We start from the raw sequence: 16,654 nt of genomic DNA, 5'->3' as shown, positions 1-16,654 counted from the left end.
TTTTCAAATTTTAATTCGACGTTTTAGAACCGCAGTGCATTATTCCACAAAGGGGACGCTCCTACATCGAAAACCCTTGGGGAGCACGCGGTCCATCTAGCATTCAACAGCCTCGAAATTCCGACCAATCCCCACGACCTGCCCATTAGCCAAAAACGATGCATTTGAGACTTCCCAAGTATGTTGTCCAGCATTTCTCATCTGAACAAAGTTGAAGCGGTCTGTGGAATATATTTTCCCCCCTTTCCTCAAAAGAGAACGAATAAACGCAGTGTCTTCCCCTCGGGAACGCGCCTCAAATTTATTTTCCGCAAACGTATTGCGGGGACCGAAGAAAGTAGGGCCAGCTACGAAGTTCGTCCAGCGATGTTCCCTCTCCGGCCGCCTAACTATCAGCAATTCTTCATTGCCCAAAAACGCATAGTTTGCCTGTTTGCCTACCAGGTCAGCACCAGAAAAGGACCACGAGTTATACATATCCAAAAGATATGAAGCAAAGTAAAAATCATCATCATCAAACTTGGCGATGAAATCGCCTGACGAAGCAGCGATACCTGCATTTAAGCACTCTCCTAGCGAGGAACTTCGCTCCTCCCTAAGTACACGGTATTGATGAACTTTCGCCTCCTCAGCGAAGTTTGCAATCTCCTTGTCACCAACTTGAATCCCGTGCAGAACCAAAATCAGCTCGACATCCACTCCGGATTGCCGACCTACCTGCTCAAATACATGCTTCAATTGCCCTTCCCGCACCGTAGAGCAAATAACACTAACTTTTGGTTTAGTCTTCAGACCTTCAGATTCAGAGGGACTAACTCGTTCCAAAATCTCCATTGCCCGAGTTGTATAGGTATGGCTCTCCCAGATCCTTCTTTGCGCCCGATGTACCAGCCTGTCTCTCAACTCAGGAGAATTAACCAAGGCACGAATAGACAACGTGGCTTCTTCCCTACTATCTACAAGCACTAATTCAGTAGAAGGAAAAGTCTCCTCAAGTGCCTTGCTCCATGTAGAGACTACAGGCGTGCCAGAAGCAAGAAGTTCAAACACTCTACGGGAGCACATACTGGGACTGTCAACTACAGAGTTCACATTTAGGAAGACTTTGAAATTCTTGTAAGCCGCAATCATTTTTTCGTACGGCAGAGACCCCACGACTCTTTGGGAAAACGGCTGCGGGAAGAGATAGCGCTCGTCTTTTCCCTCGAATCTAGAGAAGATACGGAGACCGTCTTCAAGATGCCCTGATGCATCCATAGCTCCGCCCAGCAGCATCTCCATTTGCTCACGGCGTTCTGGATATTTGTGAGCAAAATACATGCCCGCAAAAGCCACGTCTCCTTTCTGATAGTTAGGCATATCATTCCGGATAGGGTTATGAATCGCAGGCTGAGCAGCAAAGCTCAAAGGCCACACTCGATCATGCTCCAACGCGTGCTTATAGGCATCTACCAAATTGACATCGCTCGTAAACACGAAATCAAACAACCGCGCAGTATCTAAGAATTCCTCAAAATGGGGAGGGTCCTCTTTATTCCAGAAGGCCGTAGGAATCCCAAGTTGTTTGCATTGCTCGACGATCACGGAAAGCGCGGTGCTGGGAGCGGAACCGCCAGTCAATTGGTACTTCCAGGCTCCTCCATTTCCGTCCCAAGCACTCTCGACCAAGAATAAATCAAGCTCATAGGATTTAAGTTTCGATTCTTCCCCAGGCAAGATTGGCACGATTGAAAATTCCTCTCCCCATGCCAGGAGAGAAAATTCATCCATGATTACGCCAACGCATAGGTCCTTGAATGGGCTTGTCCTGTTAGTTTTCCCTTGGGCGGTTACTGCCAGTGGGTCAAACGTAGCGGTCCTTTTGCTTACCGTTCCTACGTTAAATCGCCTTTTAGTCTGGCGTATTAATTCAGAAGGGCCTTCATCTCGGGCCACCTGACGCGCCCGTTTAAAATAATATTCAGTTTTATTCACCATCTTGTTTAATCTTCCATTTTGAGTCACAGAGGCCACCCACTCCAACGAATTATTGTTTTGTACACTGCTTTGTTTAACCGATTCTCGTACGACAAGTTGAGCATTGGCCAGATTATTCTCCTAGTATTGAACGGAAGACCTATTGAGGGCCCTAACTCATATTCGGAGTATCCCGCAGCCGCCCAACTGGTCATTCGATTTTCCCAATAATAGAGGTCATAGAAGCTTGCAAGCGACGGGGAGACTGAATCTAGCTGGGTATAAGCTATGTACTCCTCCATCTCTGCGACAAGGCGAGAATTGGAGGAGAATTTACTCGTCGTAAACTTTCCGGCTAGGATTTCGCCGTTAACCGGACTCTCGGTCCTATCTTTATAAAAGACTGTGCCGATTTCACCACCGATCCCAAAAAGGACTACGGATTCTTTGGGGAAGTTCTGCCACAAAGCTTTGGCTAAAGCCGGAAAACGAGCCCAAGTAGGAAACGATCGTTTGTACGCGGAAGCAAACTTTCCTTCAAAAATGAACGGTTCCACTTTCACTACCTTGTGTTGCAGACCAGACAGCATAGCTAGGAAATTGGCTCCTTGGAGGTCATTGATCCCTAAAGGATCCTTTCTCTCCGCGAAAATGTAGGTCATAGCTTTGGTGAAGTGCTTTTGGAAAAGATCAATACACGACAACAGCACTACCAAAGAATCTTGGCCTGAGGTCAAAGCGAGATAGGTTTTATCAGAGGTATTGAGCCACGCCGAAGTCTGCACCCTAAGCTCACCAATCAGAATGCGAGCGACCTCTTTTGGCGAATATTCCGCGGATACTCGGTGCTTTTCCAATGGGAAAATGCGGGAGTGCAGGGCCCTTTCCCCGTCAAAAGACAGCACACAATTAGCATTTACTAGCTCGGTGCAATCATGCGGCGTTATGCGGCCTGGCAACCATTTTCCCGCAGCACTCACATAGTCAGGATTTGAAAGAACCCAATATGCCCGCTTCCTCGAGAATTCTTCTATCTCTCTAGCGACCAACGCAGAATGCGATGCAGCGAAAAGTTGTTTATTTCGGACGGTCCAGTAACAACTTCTGCTTGCCATTGCATCTACGTGAATACGCCACTGGTCTTCACACCCGGCGATAAGGACGAACCGGCCCCCTAGCCACAGGACGTACTCATCAATCGCCTCGAGGCTATTTCCAGACAATATTAAATCAGCAATACGGTCAGCGATGAGGTCGCTATCAGATATTCCTTCCTCCGAGTCGATAGCAAGCCCCAGCACGGCAACTGAGACTCCACGTTTCTGGGCCAATGCAACAGGAAGGTTTTCTTCAACCCGAAGGCGCCCCTCACCTAGAGCCAGCTCCTTCCAACGCGGTGAAGGCGGTGGTTGAAGGAACCCTTGGTTGCTGAACTCATATCCACGCGAAAAAGCCCGCACTTCCCCGCTACTGCTAGACGTTCGCCGTTTCTCTCCCACCGCAGCGTCTGACAACCCGCGCCAAGCTCCTTGCAGGGTGGATTTCGCGTTTTCGTCCAATTCCGGTCCGAGAAAGCGAGTACCCACAGTCGCTTCGACTCTGGAACGCCCCCAGTATACTCGCGCTCTAATACCGTGCGGGATTTGACGAGCTCTCTTCAGCAAGGAAACCAGCAAACCTTCTAGTTTCATATCTATGCCGCTAATTCCTGGTCTGGTGCACTGATTTCTTAATCTCGTACTCCATCGAAGCATACGCCGAACGAGTGAAGTGGAATGGTGCATTTCCCCACTTATGGTTCTCGTCAGCTACTGTGCCGTCGATCCTTGACACAGTAATCCCCAGCCTTTCTAGAACCACGTAATATCTACGGAACATCTCATTATACTGCGAGGCAGATAAACCACGTATCCGGCCAGTCTTCTTATTGTCTGAGCGATACTCGGCCCATTCCGGTGCCAAGACTAGGCATTTTTGCTTCAACCCAAGAAAATCCAAAAACTCAGTAAATAAAGCTGCAGCCCCCTGCCAACGCTGGAAGTGCTCGGCGGACCCGAAAGGAATCTTTCTGGCCTTTTTCAGAATTTGGGGCATGCCCTCCAGCCGCCTGAGTTCCGCGCTATTGGTAGCAATGCTCCCATCTGGAAACTCCCAAACCCCGGTCCGTTCAACGACCAAGTCCCAGACAAAAACATCAATACCGTTTTTCTTCGATATCTCGCGCATGAGGTTTCCCGACAAATCACTCTCTAACATGCGCTGCTGGAAAGAGCTTTTCAGTTTGAAATCAGGAATGTTGGATTTCGCGTCTGAGCCCACGGAAAGTAGAGACTGACGCGCCACATAGCGGAGCACCTTGAAGTCGGTGTGTTTCGCAAACTCAACAGTGTCCCGACTCACACACCCACCAAAAATAAAGGTACGGACAGGCGTGGCTTCTTCTTTGGAAGATGCCGGCTCAAAGTTTCCTAACTGCATACGATGATTCTAGACTATCCTCAGCGACAGCTTAGACCGTAACTACAGAGCAATCATCACAGTGGAGAAATTGTGGAATCACAATTGAACAACGACAGCGACAGTGCTCCCGAGAGAACCAACGCAAAACAAGAAAAGCCCAAGCGCGTTAAAGACGCTAGTTTCCGCAACTTGGAGCTCGTTGACGATTCCCAGTTATATAACCTACGGAGCCGAGATAACCTAGCGTCTTATACTCGTCGACTTTTTGACCGCCGACATTTCATCTCGGCTTATGCACGCAGTAAATCGCTTAGCCGAGGTAGAAATATGTTCCTCGGACGCGCTTGGCTTATCCTTCAACCGATCCTAGACGTGGCAGTCTACGCTTTCATTTTCGGCTACGTTCTTCACGTATCTAGGGGAATGGACAATTTCATTGGCTTCCTAACAATCGGTGTAATTTACCTCAAATTCGCAACCGGCGGTTTGTCAGCTGGCACTTCCATCATCCGTGGATCTAAAGGGTTGATTAGCAGTTTTAACTTCCCCACAGCAGCCGTCCCTATTTCAACGACTATTAAGCAAATGATCGACCATGCAATCCCCGCCATGGTTGCGATAGTAGGCGCACTTCTTTTTCAGCTCGATAAAGGAATTTCTTGGACCATCATTCTAGTGGTTCCCTTGTATTTCTTAATCCACTGCTTCTCGCTCGGTTGCATGTTCATTGTGGGACGAGCTACAGCATTTATTCCCGATCTAAAGTCAGTGGTGGGAATCATCAATCGAGGTCTCTTTTTCATCTCGGGTGTATTCTTCGATCTGAGTAAATTTGATAAAAATCCCCATATTCAAGCGATCATGCAAGCTAATCCCATTTACCAGTTTCTTACCGCGGTGCGACAGCTGGTTTTGGACGGTGAGGTACCGCCCTTAGGCACTTGGCTGTATATTGCAGCTTGGTCATTCGGGCTATTGATTATTGGATACTTCTACTTTTGGCAAGCCGAGGAAAGGTACGCAGTTGTCAAATAACCCAACGGTTGTCGCTCGTAATCTCAAGAAGTCCTACTACCTTAGTCGCTCCGGTTCTGAGCATGTTTTATCCAAAAAACTTTCGAAGCATACTGTGGAAGCAGTAAAAGGCGTTAGCTTTGTAGCTTATTCTGGAGAATCGATCGGCATCCTGGGTAAAAACGGCTCAGGAAAGTCAACCCTTCTACGAATGATTGCTGGGTCATCAAAGCCCGATTCCGGCGACGTGTTTGTTTCCTCCCAGCCCACCTTGCTCGGCGTCGGGGCGGCTCTCCAATCAAATTTAAGCGGTCGCCAAAATATTAATTTAGGCCTCTTGGCAATGGGGCTAACCCCAGCGGAATCTTCGAAGCTAGTGGATCCGATTATCGATTGGGCGGATCTCCGGTCTGCAATCGATCGTCCCTTAAAGACTTATTCGTCGGGCATGAAATCTCGCCTGACTTTTGCGATCTCTACAGCAGTTCGACGCGAGCTACTACTAATTGACGAGGCCCTTTCCACCGGAGATTCCACGTTCAAAGCTAAGGCTAAGGATCGTATGGACGAGTTTCTCGCTGGATCCGGAACAGTCTTTCTCGTGTCTCATGGTGCCGCGACGATTCAAACGCACTGCACTCGTGCCATATGGCTGCACGAAGGCGACATGATTGCTGACGGAGATGCGGAAACCGTAACTACAACTTACCGTGTCTGGGGAAACAGAGTTAGTACGGGAAAACTTGAAGAAGCTGACCGCATCATCAAGCGGCAACGGAAGGCGTTTAAACCGCACAAAATCCTACTGGATTCTGAGGCCGCAAAGTTCTTGACCCATTCATCTTCCCCTCAGTAGCTCTAAGTACAGACCCTCCAAGCTGTGCGCATTCCGCTCCCATGATCGCTTCTTGGCCCATTCTTCAAGCTCCCGAGGATTCACGATGAGTTCCCCCTGCCGGACTAAATCAACTGATTTGGCCAGCGCGGAGGGGTTATCCGGTTCAACTTCAACCATTAATCCACCGGTGATTTCCTTTAACGCTGGTAGGTCAGTTCCGATTACCGGTACTCCGCAGGCCATCGCCTGTAGCGGCTTAAGCGGAGTGACTTTCCTACAAACTTCAACGTCTCGCCGCGGTACCACGAACACATCCAAGGCAGCGTACCAAAGGTGAATATCAGTAGCCGGCTGCTTACCAGTAAAGACAACCCGATCATTCAAATCAAGCTCATCGGCTAGGTCTTCAAGACCTGGTCGAGCCACTCCATCTCCTACGATAATGAGAGTTGCGTCTGGAATCTCCTTCATCGCAGCTATAGCAATGTCTAGCCCTTCGTAATCCACGACTGAGGTAATTGCACCGATTAAGAACTCGTCGCCTAGGCCCAATCGTTTTCGGGCGTGCGCTTTGTCAGTATGAGTTTCAAGCTGATCAGCTTCCAGAGCGTTCGGAACGACCTTGATTTTCGATTCTGGAACGCCTCGACGCGTTAGGTCCTCTTTCGACACCTCACTTAACGCTATTACTTGATTTGCAGCCATCATCGCCGCTGTTTCGGCCTGACGCGCTAATTCAAAAAACTCCGAGCTGCGGCGTTTTTCTGGGTCTGGAGACTGCGAAGCCCACGTGCTCTCGGGCTCGCCTCGGACCTCATAGATCCATGGGACGTCAAGTAGAGCGGCTGCGCGAGCCACCACGCGCGCGTTTGTGTACGGGGTGGTGGTGTGAAGTATGTTTACTTGCTTTTCCCTCGCGAGTCTTACTAGTTGGCGGACGGCCAGATCCTCCTGGCGAGTAATTGAAAACGGAGCAAATAAGGAGCCCAGCACGAAATATTCGAGACCATCGTTGACAAAATATGGACCATGATGGAATCTACCGATATTCTCCGGATATCCGTAGCGCGTACAAGCAAACGCTTCTACTCCCCTTGCCCTTAAACTCTTGAATAGTGCTTTAGACCGAAGCGTGTATCCAGATTGGGTATAGGGCAATGCATTCGTGAAATGAAACAGTACCCGCGGGGCGGCTGCGCTACCGCTGCGTTCAACTGCTCCCTCAAAGCACTCAACTGACTGGAGTTGCAGAAGTTTCCCCCGGAGATATCTCTCAAACGAAAACGTCAATGGCCTAAGGAATCGCGCCTTTTTCAGCTGTTTTATCGCCCTACTCAATTCCCCGGCCTCGGCGGTCTCGTACCCGGGGATCCTCATTGCCGAAAGTACAAAGTGCGCCCCCTTCACACATGCTCGGGCTACCTTGGACTCTGAGTTTAAGCGCACGAATTCAACCATTTGATTCGAAAATCGCACAGGATCCTGTACAAGTCCCACAACATTGATGGACCAAAATTTGATGACCGAGCGACCAATTCCAGCAGGCATGCTTATGACTCCATCTGCTTCAAGAACTTAGCAATCAAGCTGGGCACAACGTTGTTCCGTTCGTTCTCAACCCAATGTTTAGCTCTTTCGCTAGCCTTGAGAGACAATTCGCCCTGAGCTAAGGCACACCATAGGTTCGCTAGAGCTTCCGGCGACTCGGGAGGAACCGCATAACCGGCTTCCAAGGACTCGATCAACCTGACCGATTCCCCGGCTACAACACCTGTTATTGGCACCCCGTACTCCATAAGCTCGAACAGTTTAGAGGGAACAGTTCTTTCTAATGGCTTCCAATCAGTTAAATGGACAAGCGCGGTATCTGCCCAGTCGTAATAGTCTGAGATGGAGTCAGCTGACTTCCGCTTAATGAAAGTTGCGGGAACTTTTCTTTGCTTTGCATAATCTTTTACTGACAAGCGAGCATCTCCTGCGCCCACGAACTTTAGCTCAATCGGCACTCCACGCTCCGCCGCGATCACCGCTGCATCAATCACGTTTTGAAGTCGTTGGGCGCGACCTATAGTGCCGGCATACAGCACCTTTAGAGGTCCTTCCCCTGAGCCTGGAGCCTTCTTCTGCCCCAATCCCTCTCGGGGAAAAACATTCCGGATAGTAACCATATTGTTCAGAAACTTTGAGTTCTTCCGCAGCTGAGGTCGATTCTGAAAATCTAATTTCAAATCTTCTGCCGTAAAAATGACACCTTGGGCTTGCCCCAAGACGTAGTAGAGAGTCCTGGCAACCACAAAACTAACGAACTGAATCGGCCCTCTGCTCAAGATTTTATGCTTTAGCGAAGCACTCTTGATCCCCTTATTCCACTCACTCGAATAGGCTAAGAGGTCGGGCCAGGCGTCTCTTAAGTCGATAGCCAATTTCGCCCTTGAGATTTTCGCTGCTACAAAGGCGACCACGGCGGTTGGCAAAGCCGGCACTGTACCTATAACCAATTCAGGCTTCCAAGATTTCCAAAAGCCAAACTCTACTAGTACTGCATAGAGAGACCCCAGAGCGATGCCTGCTTGACCGATTGCACGCTGTATCAATGAGCCACCGCACGGGATAAACCCACTCCGGATGACTAAATCTACGGCGTCATTCTTTTCTTCTTCTGTTCGAGGACGGAAAAGAGATGCGCTCCACCAGTGCTTAATAGAGGCCCGTCGAACAGAAGCCGGCGGAGGAGCAATGACTCTAATCTCGTAGCCTTGAGACTTTAGAATGCTAGCGATCCATTCCCAGCGACGCTGCGGCACGTTACTTTCTGGCGACCAATACTGCGAAATGATGAGGATCCGCAATTTTCTCTCTTTCGTTAGTACTAAATCCGTCGCTCTCAAGCCTCAATAGCGTACTGATCCACTATTTCCAGCTTACTGGTTCCCATAGAACTAGTCTTCTTACCCACCATTTTTGCACAGGAACCCCCGTGAGTGGAGTCCTGACCCATTCCTGACGCGTTCCCGCTACATGAGGACAACGAATTCAGTCATTTTACCGCCGTGTGCTGGCAATTTGTTGAAATCGCATGAACCCTATATAGTTATTCCTCGTTGCACAGAGAACAGCAAGTTCGAAGTACATCATTTATTCCTCCATAGCTCAGTTGGCAGAGCATTCGACTGTTAATCGAAGGGTCACTGGTTCGAGCCCAGTTGGAGGAGCAGTGTATCTACCCCCTCTTACCGGCATAAATGCTGGTAGGAGGGGGTTTCTTAGTTTTTGGTTTCCAGTCGTTTCCAGTCGTTTCCAGCCGTTTCCAGTGGCTTATGTCGTCAAAATGTCGTCAAAATGTCGTCACGTTTTCGCCGCAAAACACGCCGTCAAAACCGCTTCCACCAGCAACTTCCCATACACATAAAAATGGCTCCGAGCCGAAAATCGACCCGGAGCCATCTCCCCCGAACGGCAGCTGCCACCAAGAAGTATAGCACACTATAATAGAACTAGATAGCTAACAATAGCCGAAAGATTTGGGGGAAATAATGGCAGGACGCGGTCCCGCACCGAAGAATCCAAAATCACGTGCGAGAAGAAACCAACAAAACATCGAGCAGCGAGAAATCGTTGTCACTTTCGTACCGCAGCCCAAACTCACCGACATCTACGGCCCTACTAACCCGGCCACAGACGAGCCCTGGACAAACCAAACACTCCGCTTCTGGGATACCTTGTCCGAATTTCCACCATTGAAGGCTCAAGGCCTCCAAGAAACTCAGTGGCTCGATTTAGCACGCACCATGATTCTCGACGATGCCTACAACCGCGGCGACACCAAACTCGGGCCAGAACGCCGCCTGCAACTCGCCCAATACGGCATTACGCCTGACAGTCTTGCCCGCCACCGCATCACCATGGCCACCGCAGACGAAGCTGAAGACAAGCGTCGCGCTTCCCGCGCTGCAGCAGACGTACGCGGCCGCTACCGTAGCCTGAAGGCGGTGGACTAAACCCATGCCTTTTAAACCCCGAGAACCTGGAGAATTCCCCTCACTTGGTTGGGAATGTTTAGCGTGGATTGAAGAAAACTTAGCTCAACCGGACTGCGCCGAATACCAGCCCCTGGTGCTCACGCCTGAACAAGCTCGCTTTATTCTTCGCTACTACAAGCTCGACCCTGAAACTGGACAACGTGTCTATACACGCGGCATTCTCTCCCGGCCCAAAGGCTGGGGTAAGTCGCCAATTATGGGCGCTATTGGCGCCCTCGAAGCACTAGGACCAGTGTGCTTCGGCGGGTGGGACGCATCAGGGCAGCCTGTGGGAGTTCCATGGTCTGAATTCACCACACCGAAAGTACAGTTTGCCGCGGTCAACGAGGACCAATCCAAGAATGCCTATGGACCACTGCTAGAGATGCTGCGAGACGGACCAGCTATGCGAAACTATGACATTGACCCTATGGAGACGTTTGTCGCTCTTCCTAAAGGCCGCATAGAATTCATTACCGCGGGCGCATTGTCAAAAGAAGGCGGCAGGCCTGTGTGGTTTTCTGCCGACCAGACCGAGGCGTGGACTCAGAGTAACGGTGGTGTGAAGCTAGCTGCAGTGCTACGCCGCAACACAGGCAAGCTAGGTGGTCATTCTATCGAGACTCCTAACGCCTATAGGCCCGGCAGTGGCTCAGTTGCTGAGGAAACCTTTAAAGCTCTCGAGCTGCAGCAGCAGGGGCGGCTTAAGCGAGAAACGATTCTGGTAGACCACCGAGAAGCCCCTGAGGATACGGACTTAGCTGACCATGATTCCCTTTACCGCGGGCTGGTTCATGCTTATGGCGATTCCGCTAGAGACAATGGTGGCTGGGTGGATATTGAGCGCATCATTACCGAGATTTGGGACCCCTCAACGGACCCTGCAGATGCGCGCCAGTTTTATTTGAACCAGATTGTCTCTTCGTCCGATTCTTTCCTCTCCCACCTCGAGGTAGATGCCATTGAGGATAGGGATAAGGCTATCCAGCCAGGCGACAAGATTGTGTTGGGCTTTGACGGCTCAAGAGGCCGTGTGCGAGGTAATGCGGATGCGACCGCGCTAATTGGCATGCGCGTAACAGACGGGCACCTGTTCGAAGTTGCAGTATGGCAGTCGAAGAACCCACGAGACCCGGACTGGGAACCAGATACGCGGCAGGTAGATGCAGTCGTGCGCGATTGTTTCTCCCGATATCGTGTCGTCGGCATGTACTGCGACCCATCCGGCTGGACAGAGCACGTTTCAGCGTGGGAGGCAGAATTCGCCCCGAAGCTAAAGGTTAAGGCCACCTCGTCGCATCCGTTGATGGCGTGGCCGCGGGGTAAAAGCGCCGCGGTGTACCAATCACTGAGCGAGTTTAGGCAGGCGGTAGTCAACCGCGATATTACCTACGACGGTGGACCGTATTTGCGCGCACACTTGTTGAACGCGAAGCGCAGGGAAACACGTACTGGATATTTGCTTTATAAGTCGTCACCGGAGTCTGCTGATAAAATTGACGCAGCGTATGCAGCAGTCATGGCCTATAAGTGCTACTTGGATGCTGTGTCTCGAGGGGTGTCAAAGCCGAAGAAGAAGAGGGGGTCATTCGTTTTATGATTCGGGGGCTAACGCAAAATGAAGAAGACATTCTGGGAGTCTTAACTACCGAAGTCACAGGACACCGGCAGGGTAATAAGCAGCTGGCGTCATACTATGATGGGACGCATCGTGTGCAGCGCATTGGCGTGGCTGTGCCTCGTACATTGTCGGATATTGGGGTTGTTTCCGGATGGCCGGCAACCGTGGTGGATACCTACGGTGATTTGCTACGCATGGATGGGTTCATCTCTCCTGACTATGGCGAAGAGATGCGGCTAGTCACACGTCGGTTCAATGTTCCGCTTCGAGTCTCTGAAGCTATCTTGGACATGTTGATTTTCGGTCTAGGTCTACTAGCTGTAGAGCCCGACCCACACGGCGTATTCCGCCTGCGGTCAGTATCGCCCTTATCTGGCTCACTGCTGTGGGATGACGCCACAAACGGGCCAGTGGCCGGGTACCGCCGCTCTGGGGTTAATTCCGACGGCGTGTATCGCGAAGTACTCTACCTGCAGGGCGAAGTCATCGTTATTTCCAAAGACTCAACCGACATGGGCACGGTGCGCTCAGTGGAGCGATTCGACGTTCCTGGAGGCGGGTTCCCGATGTTCAGACTGCGCAATCGCCTGCGCACTTCGCATTGGTCTGGACAGTCAGAAATTACCCCAGCCGTGCGGTATCTTACCGACGCTGCCGCCCGTACTTTGGAAAACATGGAGTACAATTCCGAGTTTTATGCTTCTCCTCAACGCTGGGCTACCGGCGCCTCACCCGAGGACTTCGGATACGACCCGGAAGGCATGACGGAGTTTGACCGTGTTGAAATGGGCTGGCGTACCTCTATCGGCAAAATGCTTGTCATCAACGGCGATGAGGACGACCCCAAGCAGCCCAGCGTCGGACAATTCGCGTCGTCTCCTCCTACTCCATTTATCGAGCAGGTACGTGCCTATTCTCAGTTGATTGCTTCTGAGTCGAAGATTCCTGCACAGTATTTTGGTTTCATGACGGAAAATCCGCCCTCGGGTGACTCGATTCGCGTGTGGAAAGAGCAACTGATTCGCGCATCTGAAATTAAGACGGAGTTAATGAATCCGGATTTGCTGGAGCTGGCCCGTGTACTGGTGCAGGTGTCCGACCTTGACCAGGACGTTGACATTGAGGACCTCGTCGACGGGCTCGAGGTGGATTGGCGTGACCCGGCTACTGCGTCCAAGGCCGCTGATGCTGATTGGGCTCTAAAGCTACTGACTTCTGGAGTACTCGCACCTGATTCCGAAGTACTGCTGAAGAACCTGCATTTTTCAGCCGCCGACCGACTCCAAATCGAGCAGGAAAACCGCAGTAAACGCCTATCACAACTGGCAAAGGTGCTACAGGCCTCGACACCTCAAGACCAAGAAAATACCGAATCGCCACGCCAAAACTCCGACCAGGTGGCACCGTCACCGCGTGAAAACGCCAGCGACGACGCCAGGCAGGAACGCTAGATGAACGCGGTAGACCCACAACGGCCTTGGTCCTCAATCACACCCGTCGTCGACTCCATCGCCCGCCAGGCCATTACCGACCTTAACTCACGCGCCCTCGTGATACCGGACTTGACGGCGGACCCTTACCGACAAAAAGAACTCCTCCGGCAAATGGTGCGCGAAACCATCGACTCCTACGGCACCGCCGTCTCCGACGCCACAATGGCGTGGCTAGAAGAACAGGAAGACTACATGGGAATGCGGCCGGTGGAATGGAAACCTCAGCGAGTGGATTCCCAGCAGGTTGAAGCCCGGATGGCACATGATTTCGCACCGCTGTTTTTTGAGGAGCAAGGTTACAATCGCACGTTGAATTCGATGGGGTTTATCGTCGCTGATGAATTGTATTCCAGGCAGCGTAAAAACACTGAGCATACGGCGTGGAAAGGCGGGGGTTCGTGGGCTCGCGTTGCGCATCCTGGGGCATGTGCGTTTTGCACCCTTTTGGCCTCTCGCGGTTTTGATTACACGTCCCGGTCTACTGCTGGTGGTGGGTATTCCGGTGCTCACTTTCATGACCATTGCCGGTGCCTTGTGATATGCCGTAAACGCGGCCATGTTGAGCTTCCAGAATCGACGATTAGAGCGCAAAAGATTTATAAAAAAGCCCTGGAAGAAGTTGACAGCACGAATCCGGATGCTGTGCTGAAGGCTATGCGCCAGGTGGGCGACCTGAGCAAATGAACACGTGTGCTATTATTTTGGGTGGTTACGGTTTGTATCCGGAAGGGATGAATGAGGCCGTAGTCCACAAACTGAACATTTAGGGGGAGACTGTGCCGCACGAGGACGCACGCACTGACAAGTCCGAAAAGGACACCACCAGCGTGGATGCTGCCACCAACGCCGCAAAGGCTGAATCCGAAACCGCACCACCCGACTACCGTAAAAAGTACGAGGACATGCGGTCCCACTCTCGCACGTGGGAAACCCGGGCGGAAAAATCGTTAGCGCAAGTTGAGCAGCTTACCGCGGATAAAGAGAAACTCGAATCCACGATTAAAGACCTACAATCCGAGCTCTCTACGGCCCATAGGCAAGTTGAAGATGCTCAGCACAATCGTGATTTGATTATCCACATCGCGGAACTCGGCGGCGACGTAGAGCAACTATTCGATTCGAAAAGCTTCTGCGCAGCTGTCGATAAGCTCGACGCTGACGATGACGATTTTGAATCCACGATTAAAGACCTCATCGGTAAGCACTCCCCCGCCGCCCCTACATCGTCGCGGCTTACCTGGGAATCACCTAATCAGGGCATTTCTCGGGGTGAGGAGCTGTGGCAAAGGCGTAAAAAGCGCCAGGGGGCGTAGTCCGCATTCATCACATCATCGGGGGATATTATGCACTTTCGGCCAGAATTTGACCGTTACTCTCCCAGCGACCTGTCGTGGCTGGGCTCTCGCCACGCAGTAGATAACGCCGAAACCGGCACGCTGGGCGAGAAGACTACCCATATTCGCACGTCCGTCCTGCCCTCTGGCACCGCCTTGCACCGCGAAGGCGACTACTGGGTGCCAGTGACGTCAAAGACGCAGTCCGTGGATGGGTTTCTGCTGACGGACCAGGACAACAATCCAGGCGAGGTTGTGCCGATTGTCTGGCACGGCCGTGTTCGCATTGACCGCCTTCCGGATTCCAACAACCGCGTGAACATCGCAGATTGCGACCATGCAGAGTTCACATTCGTGCACGAACCGCACGGTTCCTTGTGGAATGAGGATGGCTCCACCAACTTCGATGCCATCGGCGACGTACGGGAGGATTAATCATGGGTTCTACGCAAATTTGGAACGAGGTCCTCTCGCCTGAGGACCTGACTATCTACGCAAACCACTACCTGAACGACCTGCAGGCCGCCGGTGGTTCCCTGTCTGCTTACTTCCCAGACCAGTTGATAAACGATATGTTCTTCAGCTGGATGACCGAGCAGGACACCGGACGCCTGGCTGAGGTGCGCTCTGCAGACGCTGAGACGCCGATTGGCTCCATGGGTGGCGGCCAGAAGGCCATGATGCAGATGCCTCTGATTGGTCAGAAGGTCCGCATCAACGAGATGGACCAGCTGCGTAGCTTCCACCAGGATGATTCTCGCTTCCAGGAAGATGACATGACCAAGGCCACCGAGACGGTTGTCCGCGCAGTTGCTAACCGCGTCGAGGTCGCCCGCGGTGACGTTCTCACCACCGGCCGTGTCCGCTATATCGAAAATGGCGCCATCGTCGACGCCGGCATTGGCCGCGATGAGGAATTCGAGGTCACCCCGAAGAAGCACTGGGATGACCAGGACTCCGGAGCCCTGGAAGACATCATCTCGTGGGCTATGGCCTATGAGGATGCCAACGGTACCAAGCCGGGCACCATTATTGCCTCGCCGAAGGTTATCCAGAAGCTGCAGACGAATAAGCAGTTCCGCGATGCGGCGAATACCACCGGCGAGCTGGCTCGAGTCTCCTCCGGCGCTATTAACGCTGTGCTGCAGGACCAGGGACTTCCGGGCATTACGTCGTATTCTCGTTCTGTGCGTGATGGTAAGGCTGCGCGCCGAATTCTCGATGAGAATACGCTGTACTTCCTGCCGCCGGAGACTCAGTCTGGTCTGCTGGGCTATACCGTGTGGGGCCAGACGGTGGAGATGCACTCTCCGGAGTACAACCTATCTGGCGCTGGTCAGATTGCGGTGGGCGCTTGGCGTGAGAACGACCCGATGGCTTATTGGGTTCGTGCTAATTGTGCTGTTCAGCCGATTCTGACGAATCCGAATATGGCCATGGTTGCTCACGTGGTTAAGCCTGGTTCGACGAAGAAGGCTGGCCGTAGCGCTAAGTAGTCCAGTTTGGGGGTTCACGTGGACACGTACTGCACGATTGACGACGTTACTGACCGTTTAACCATTGAGGCGGATAAAGACGATAAACGTCTTATTTCGGCGCTGGTTGATGAAGCTATGGTTGCTATTGATGCTTATTTGGGTAAGCATTTTGATGAGTCAGTTCCGGCGGCGGTTCGTGTGGTGTGTGCTCGTGTGGCTGCCCGCGCTGTCTCTCGTGGCTTGTCGTCTGCTCCTGTGGGTGCTGAGTCTCAGTCGTTTACTGCTGGGCCGTTTTCTACGAGTCAGAGTTTCGGGTCGAATTCGAATGCTGGCGGCGTTTTCTTAACGGCTGAGGATAAACGTATGCTGCGCTCGGTTAGGGGTGGTCGTCGTGGCGCGTTCACGGTCTCACTCTACTAAGTCGGGGTACCCACTCCCCTA

The 16,654-nt window shown here is 51.9% G+C and carries 15 protein-coding genes and 1 tRNA gene; 11 read left to right on the top strand and 5 right to left on the bottom strand.

Features of this window, described 5'->3' with window-relative positions; genetic code table 11:
• Positions 1 to 96 precede the first annotated feature (96 nt).
• From QP904_RS07240 to QP904_RS07230, 3 genes are all read right to left on the bottom strand, one after another.
• Positions 97 to 2,004, bottom strand: coding sequence for a glycosyltransferase family protein (locus QP904_RS07240; RefSeq protein WP_284835808.1), 1,908 nt, complete (start codon positions 2,002 to 2,004; stop codon positions 97 to 99).
• Positions 2,001 to 3,542, bottom strand: coding sequence for a hypothetical protein (locus QP904_RS07235; RefSeq protein ID WP_284835807.1), 1,542 nt, complete (start codon positions 3,540 to 3,542; stop codon positions 2,001 to 2,003). Before QP904_RS07235 ends, QP904_RS07240 begins: the two co-directional genes overlap by 4 nt.
• Before the next feature lie 115 nt (positions 3,543 to 3,657).
• Positions 3,658 to 4,434: a DUF6270 domain-containing protein gene (locus QP904_RS07230; protein ID WP_239204528.1), complete on the bottom strand. Its 777-nt coding sequence runs from the start codon at positions 4,432 to 4,434 to the stop codon at positions 3,658 to 3,660.
• Between the two features lie 72 nt (positions 4,435 to 4,506).
• Between QP904_RS07230 and QP904_RS07225 the strand changes: the two genes are divergently transcribed.
• Positions 4,507 to 5,451 (top strand): ABC transporter permease, encoded by a 945-nt coding sequence (locus QP904_RS07225; protein WP_284835806.1) that lies wholly within the window; start codon positions 4,507 to 4,509, stop codon positions 5,449 to 5,451.
• A complete protein-coding gene (locus QP904_RS07220; protein WP_234288171.1) occupies positions 5,441 to 6,286 on the top strand; it encodes an ABC transporter ATP-binding protein in 846 nt (281 codons plus the stop codon). Before QP904_RS07225 ends, QP904_RS07220 begins: the two co-directional genes overlap by 11 nt.
• On the opposite strand, the gene QP904_RS07215 is transcribed toward QP904_RS07220, so the two are convergent.
• Both QP904_RS07215 and QP904_RS07210 read right to left on the bottom strand, forming a co-directional pair.
• A complete protein-coding gene (locus QP904_RS07215) occupies positions 6,269 to 7,816 on the bottom strand; it encodes a glycosyltransferase family 4 protein (protein ID WP_239204532.1) in 1,548 nt (515 codons plus the stop codon). The genes QP904_RS07220 and QP904_RS07215 overlap by 18 nt on opposite strands.
• 2 nt (positions 7,817 to 7,818) lie before the next feature.
• Complete coding sequence (locus QP904_RS07210; RefSeq protein WP_284835805.1) at positions 7,819 to 9,117, bottom strand: glycosyltransferase family 4 protein; 1,299 nt, start codon at positions 9,115 to 9,117, stop codon at positions 7,819 to 7,821.
• A 290-nt stretch (positions 9,118 to 9,407) separates the two neighbouring features.
• Here QP904_RS07210 and QP904_RS07205 point away from each other — a divergent pair.
• From QP904_RS07205 to QP904_RS07165, 9 genes are all read left to right on the top strand, one after another.
• A tRNA-Asn gene (locus tag QP904_RS07205) sits at positions 9,408 to 9,480 on the top strand.
• A gap of 321 nt (positions 9,481 to 9,801) precedes the next feature.
• Entirely contained in the window at positions 9,802 to 10,266 is a 465-nt protein-coding gene (locus QP904_RS07200) for a phage terminase small subunit (RefSeq protein ID WP_259825049.1), read from the top strand.
• 4 nt (positions 10,267 to 10,270) lie between these two features.
• Complete coding sequence (locus QP904_RS07195; RefSeq protein WP_259825048.1) at positions 10,271 to 11,887, top strand: terminase large subunit domain-containing protein; 1,617 nt, start codon at positions 10,271 to 10,273, stop codon at positions 11,885 to 11,887.
• Positions 11,884 to 13,359: a phage portal protein gene (locus QP904_RS07190; RefSeq protein WP_349018597.1), complete on the top strand. Its 1,476-nt coding sequence runs from the start codon at positions 11,884 to 11,886 to the stop codon at positions 13,357 to 13,359. The genes QP904_RS07195 and QP904_RS07190 overlap by 4 nt, the downstream gene beginning before the upstream one ends.
• Positions 13,360 to 14,085 (top strand): VG15 protein, encoded by a 726-nt coding sequence (locus QP904_RS07185; RefSeq protein ID WP_259825046.1) that lies wholly within the window; start codon positions 13,360 to 13,362, stop codon positions 14,083 to 14,085.
• 92 nt (positions 14,086 to 14,177) lie between these two features.
• Positions 14,178 to 14,714: a hypothetical protein gene (locus tag QP904_RS07180; protein ID WP_259825044.1), complete on the top strand. Its 537-nt coding sequence runs from the start codon at positions 14,178 to 14,180 to the stop codon at positions 14,712 to 14,714.
• A 30-nt stretch (positions 14,715 to 14,744) separates the two neighbouring features.
• Positions 14,745 to 15,170 carry a hypothetical protein gene (locus QP904_RS07175; protein WP_259825042.1) on the top strand — a complete coding sequence of 142 codons (426 nt, stop codon included), beginning with the start codon at positions 14,745 to 14,747 and terminating at the stop codon, positions 15,168 to 15,170.
• A gap of 2 nt (positions 15,171 to 15,172) precedes the next feature.
• Positions 15,173 to 16,231, top strand: coding sequence for a major capsid protein (locus tag QP904_RS07170; RefSeq protein WP_259825041.1), 1,059 nt, complete (start codon positions 15,173 to 15,175; stop codon positions 16,229 to 16,231).
• A gap of 18 nt (positions 16,232 to 16,249) precedes the next feature.
• Positions 16,250 to 16,633 (top strand): Gp19/Gp15/Gp42 family protein, encoded by a 384-nt coding sequence (locus QP904_RS07165; protein WP_259825040.1) that lies wholly within the window; start codon positions 16,250 to 16,252, stop codon positions 16,631 to 16,633.
• Positions 16,634 to 16,654 lie beyond the last annotated feature (21 nt).

It is taken from the genome of Corynebacterium nasorum (assembly GCF_030229765.1).
Taxonomy (GTDB): Bacteria; Actinomycetota; Actinomycetes; order Mycobacteriales; family Mycobacteriaceae; genus Corynebacterium; species Corynebacterium kefirresidentii.
Note: the sequence above shows the minus strand (reverse complement) of the source record. Positions and strands in the feature narration are given on the sequence as shown.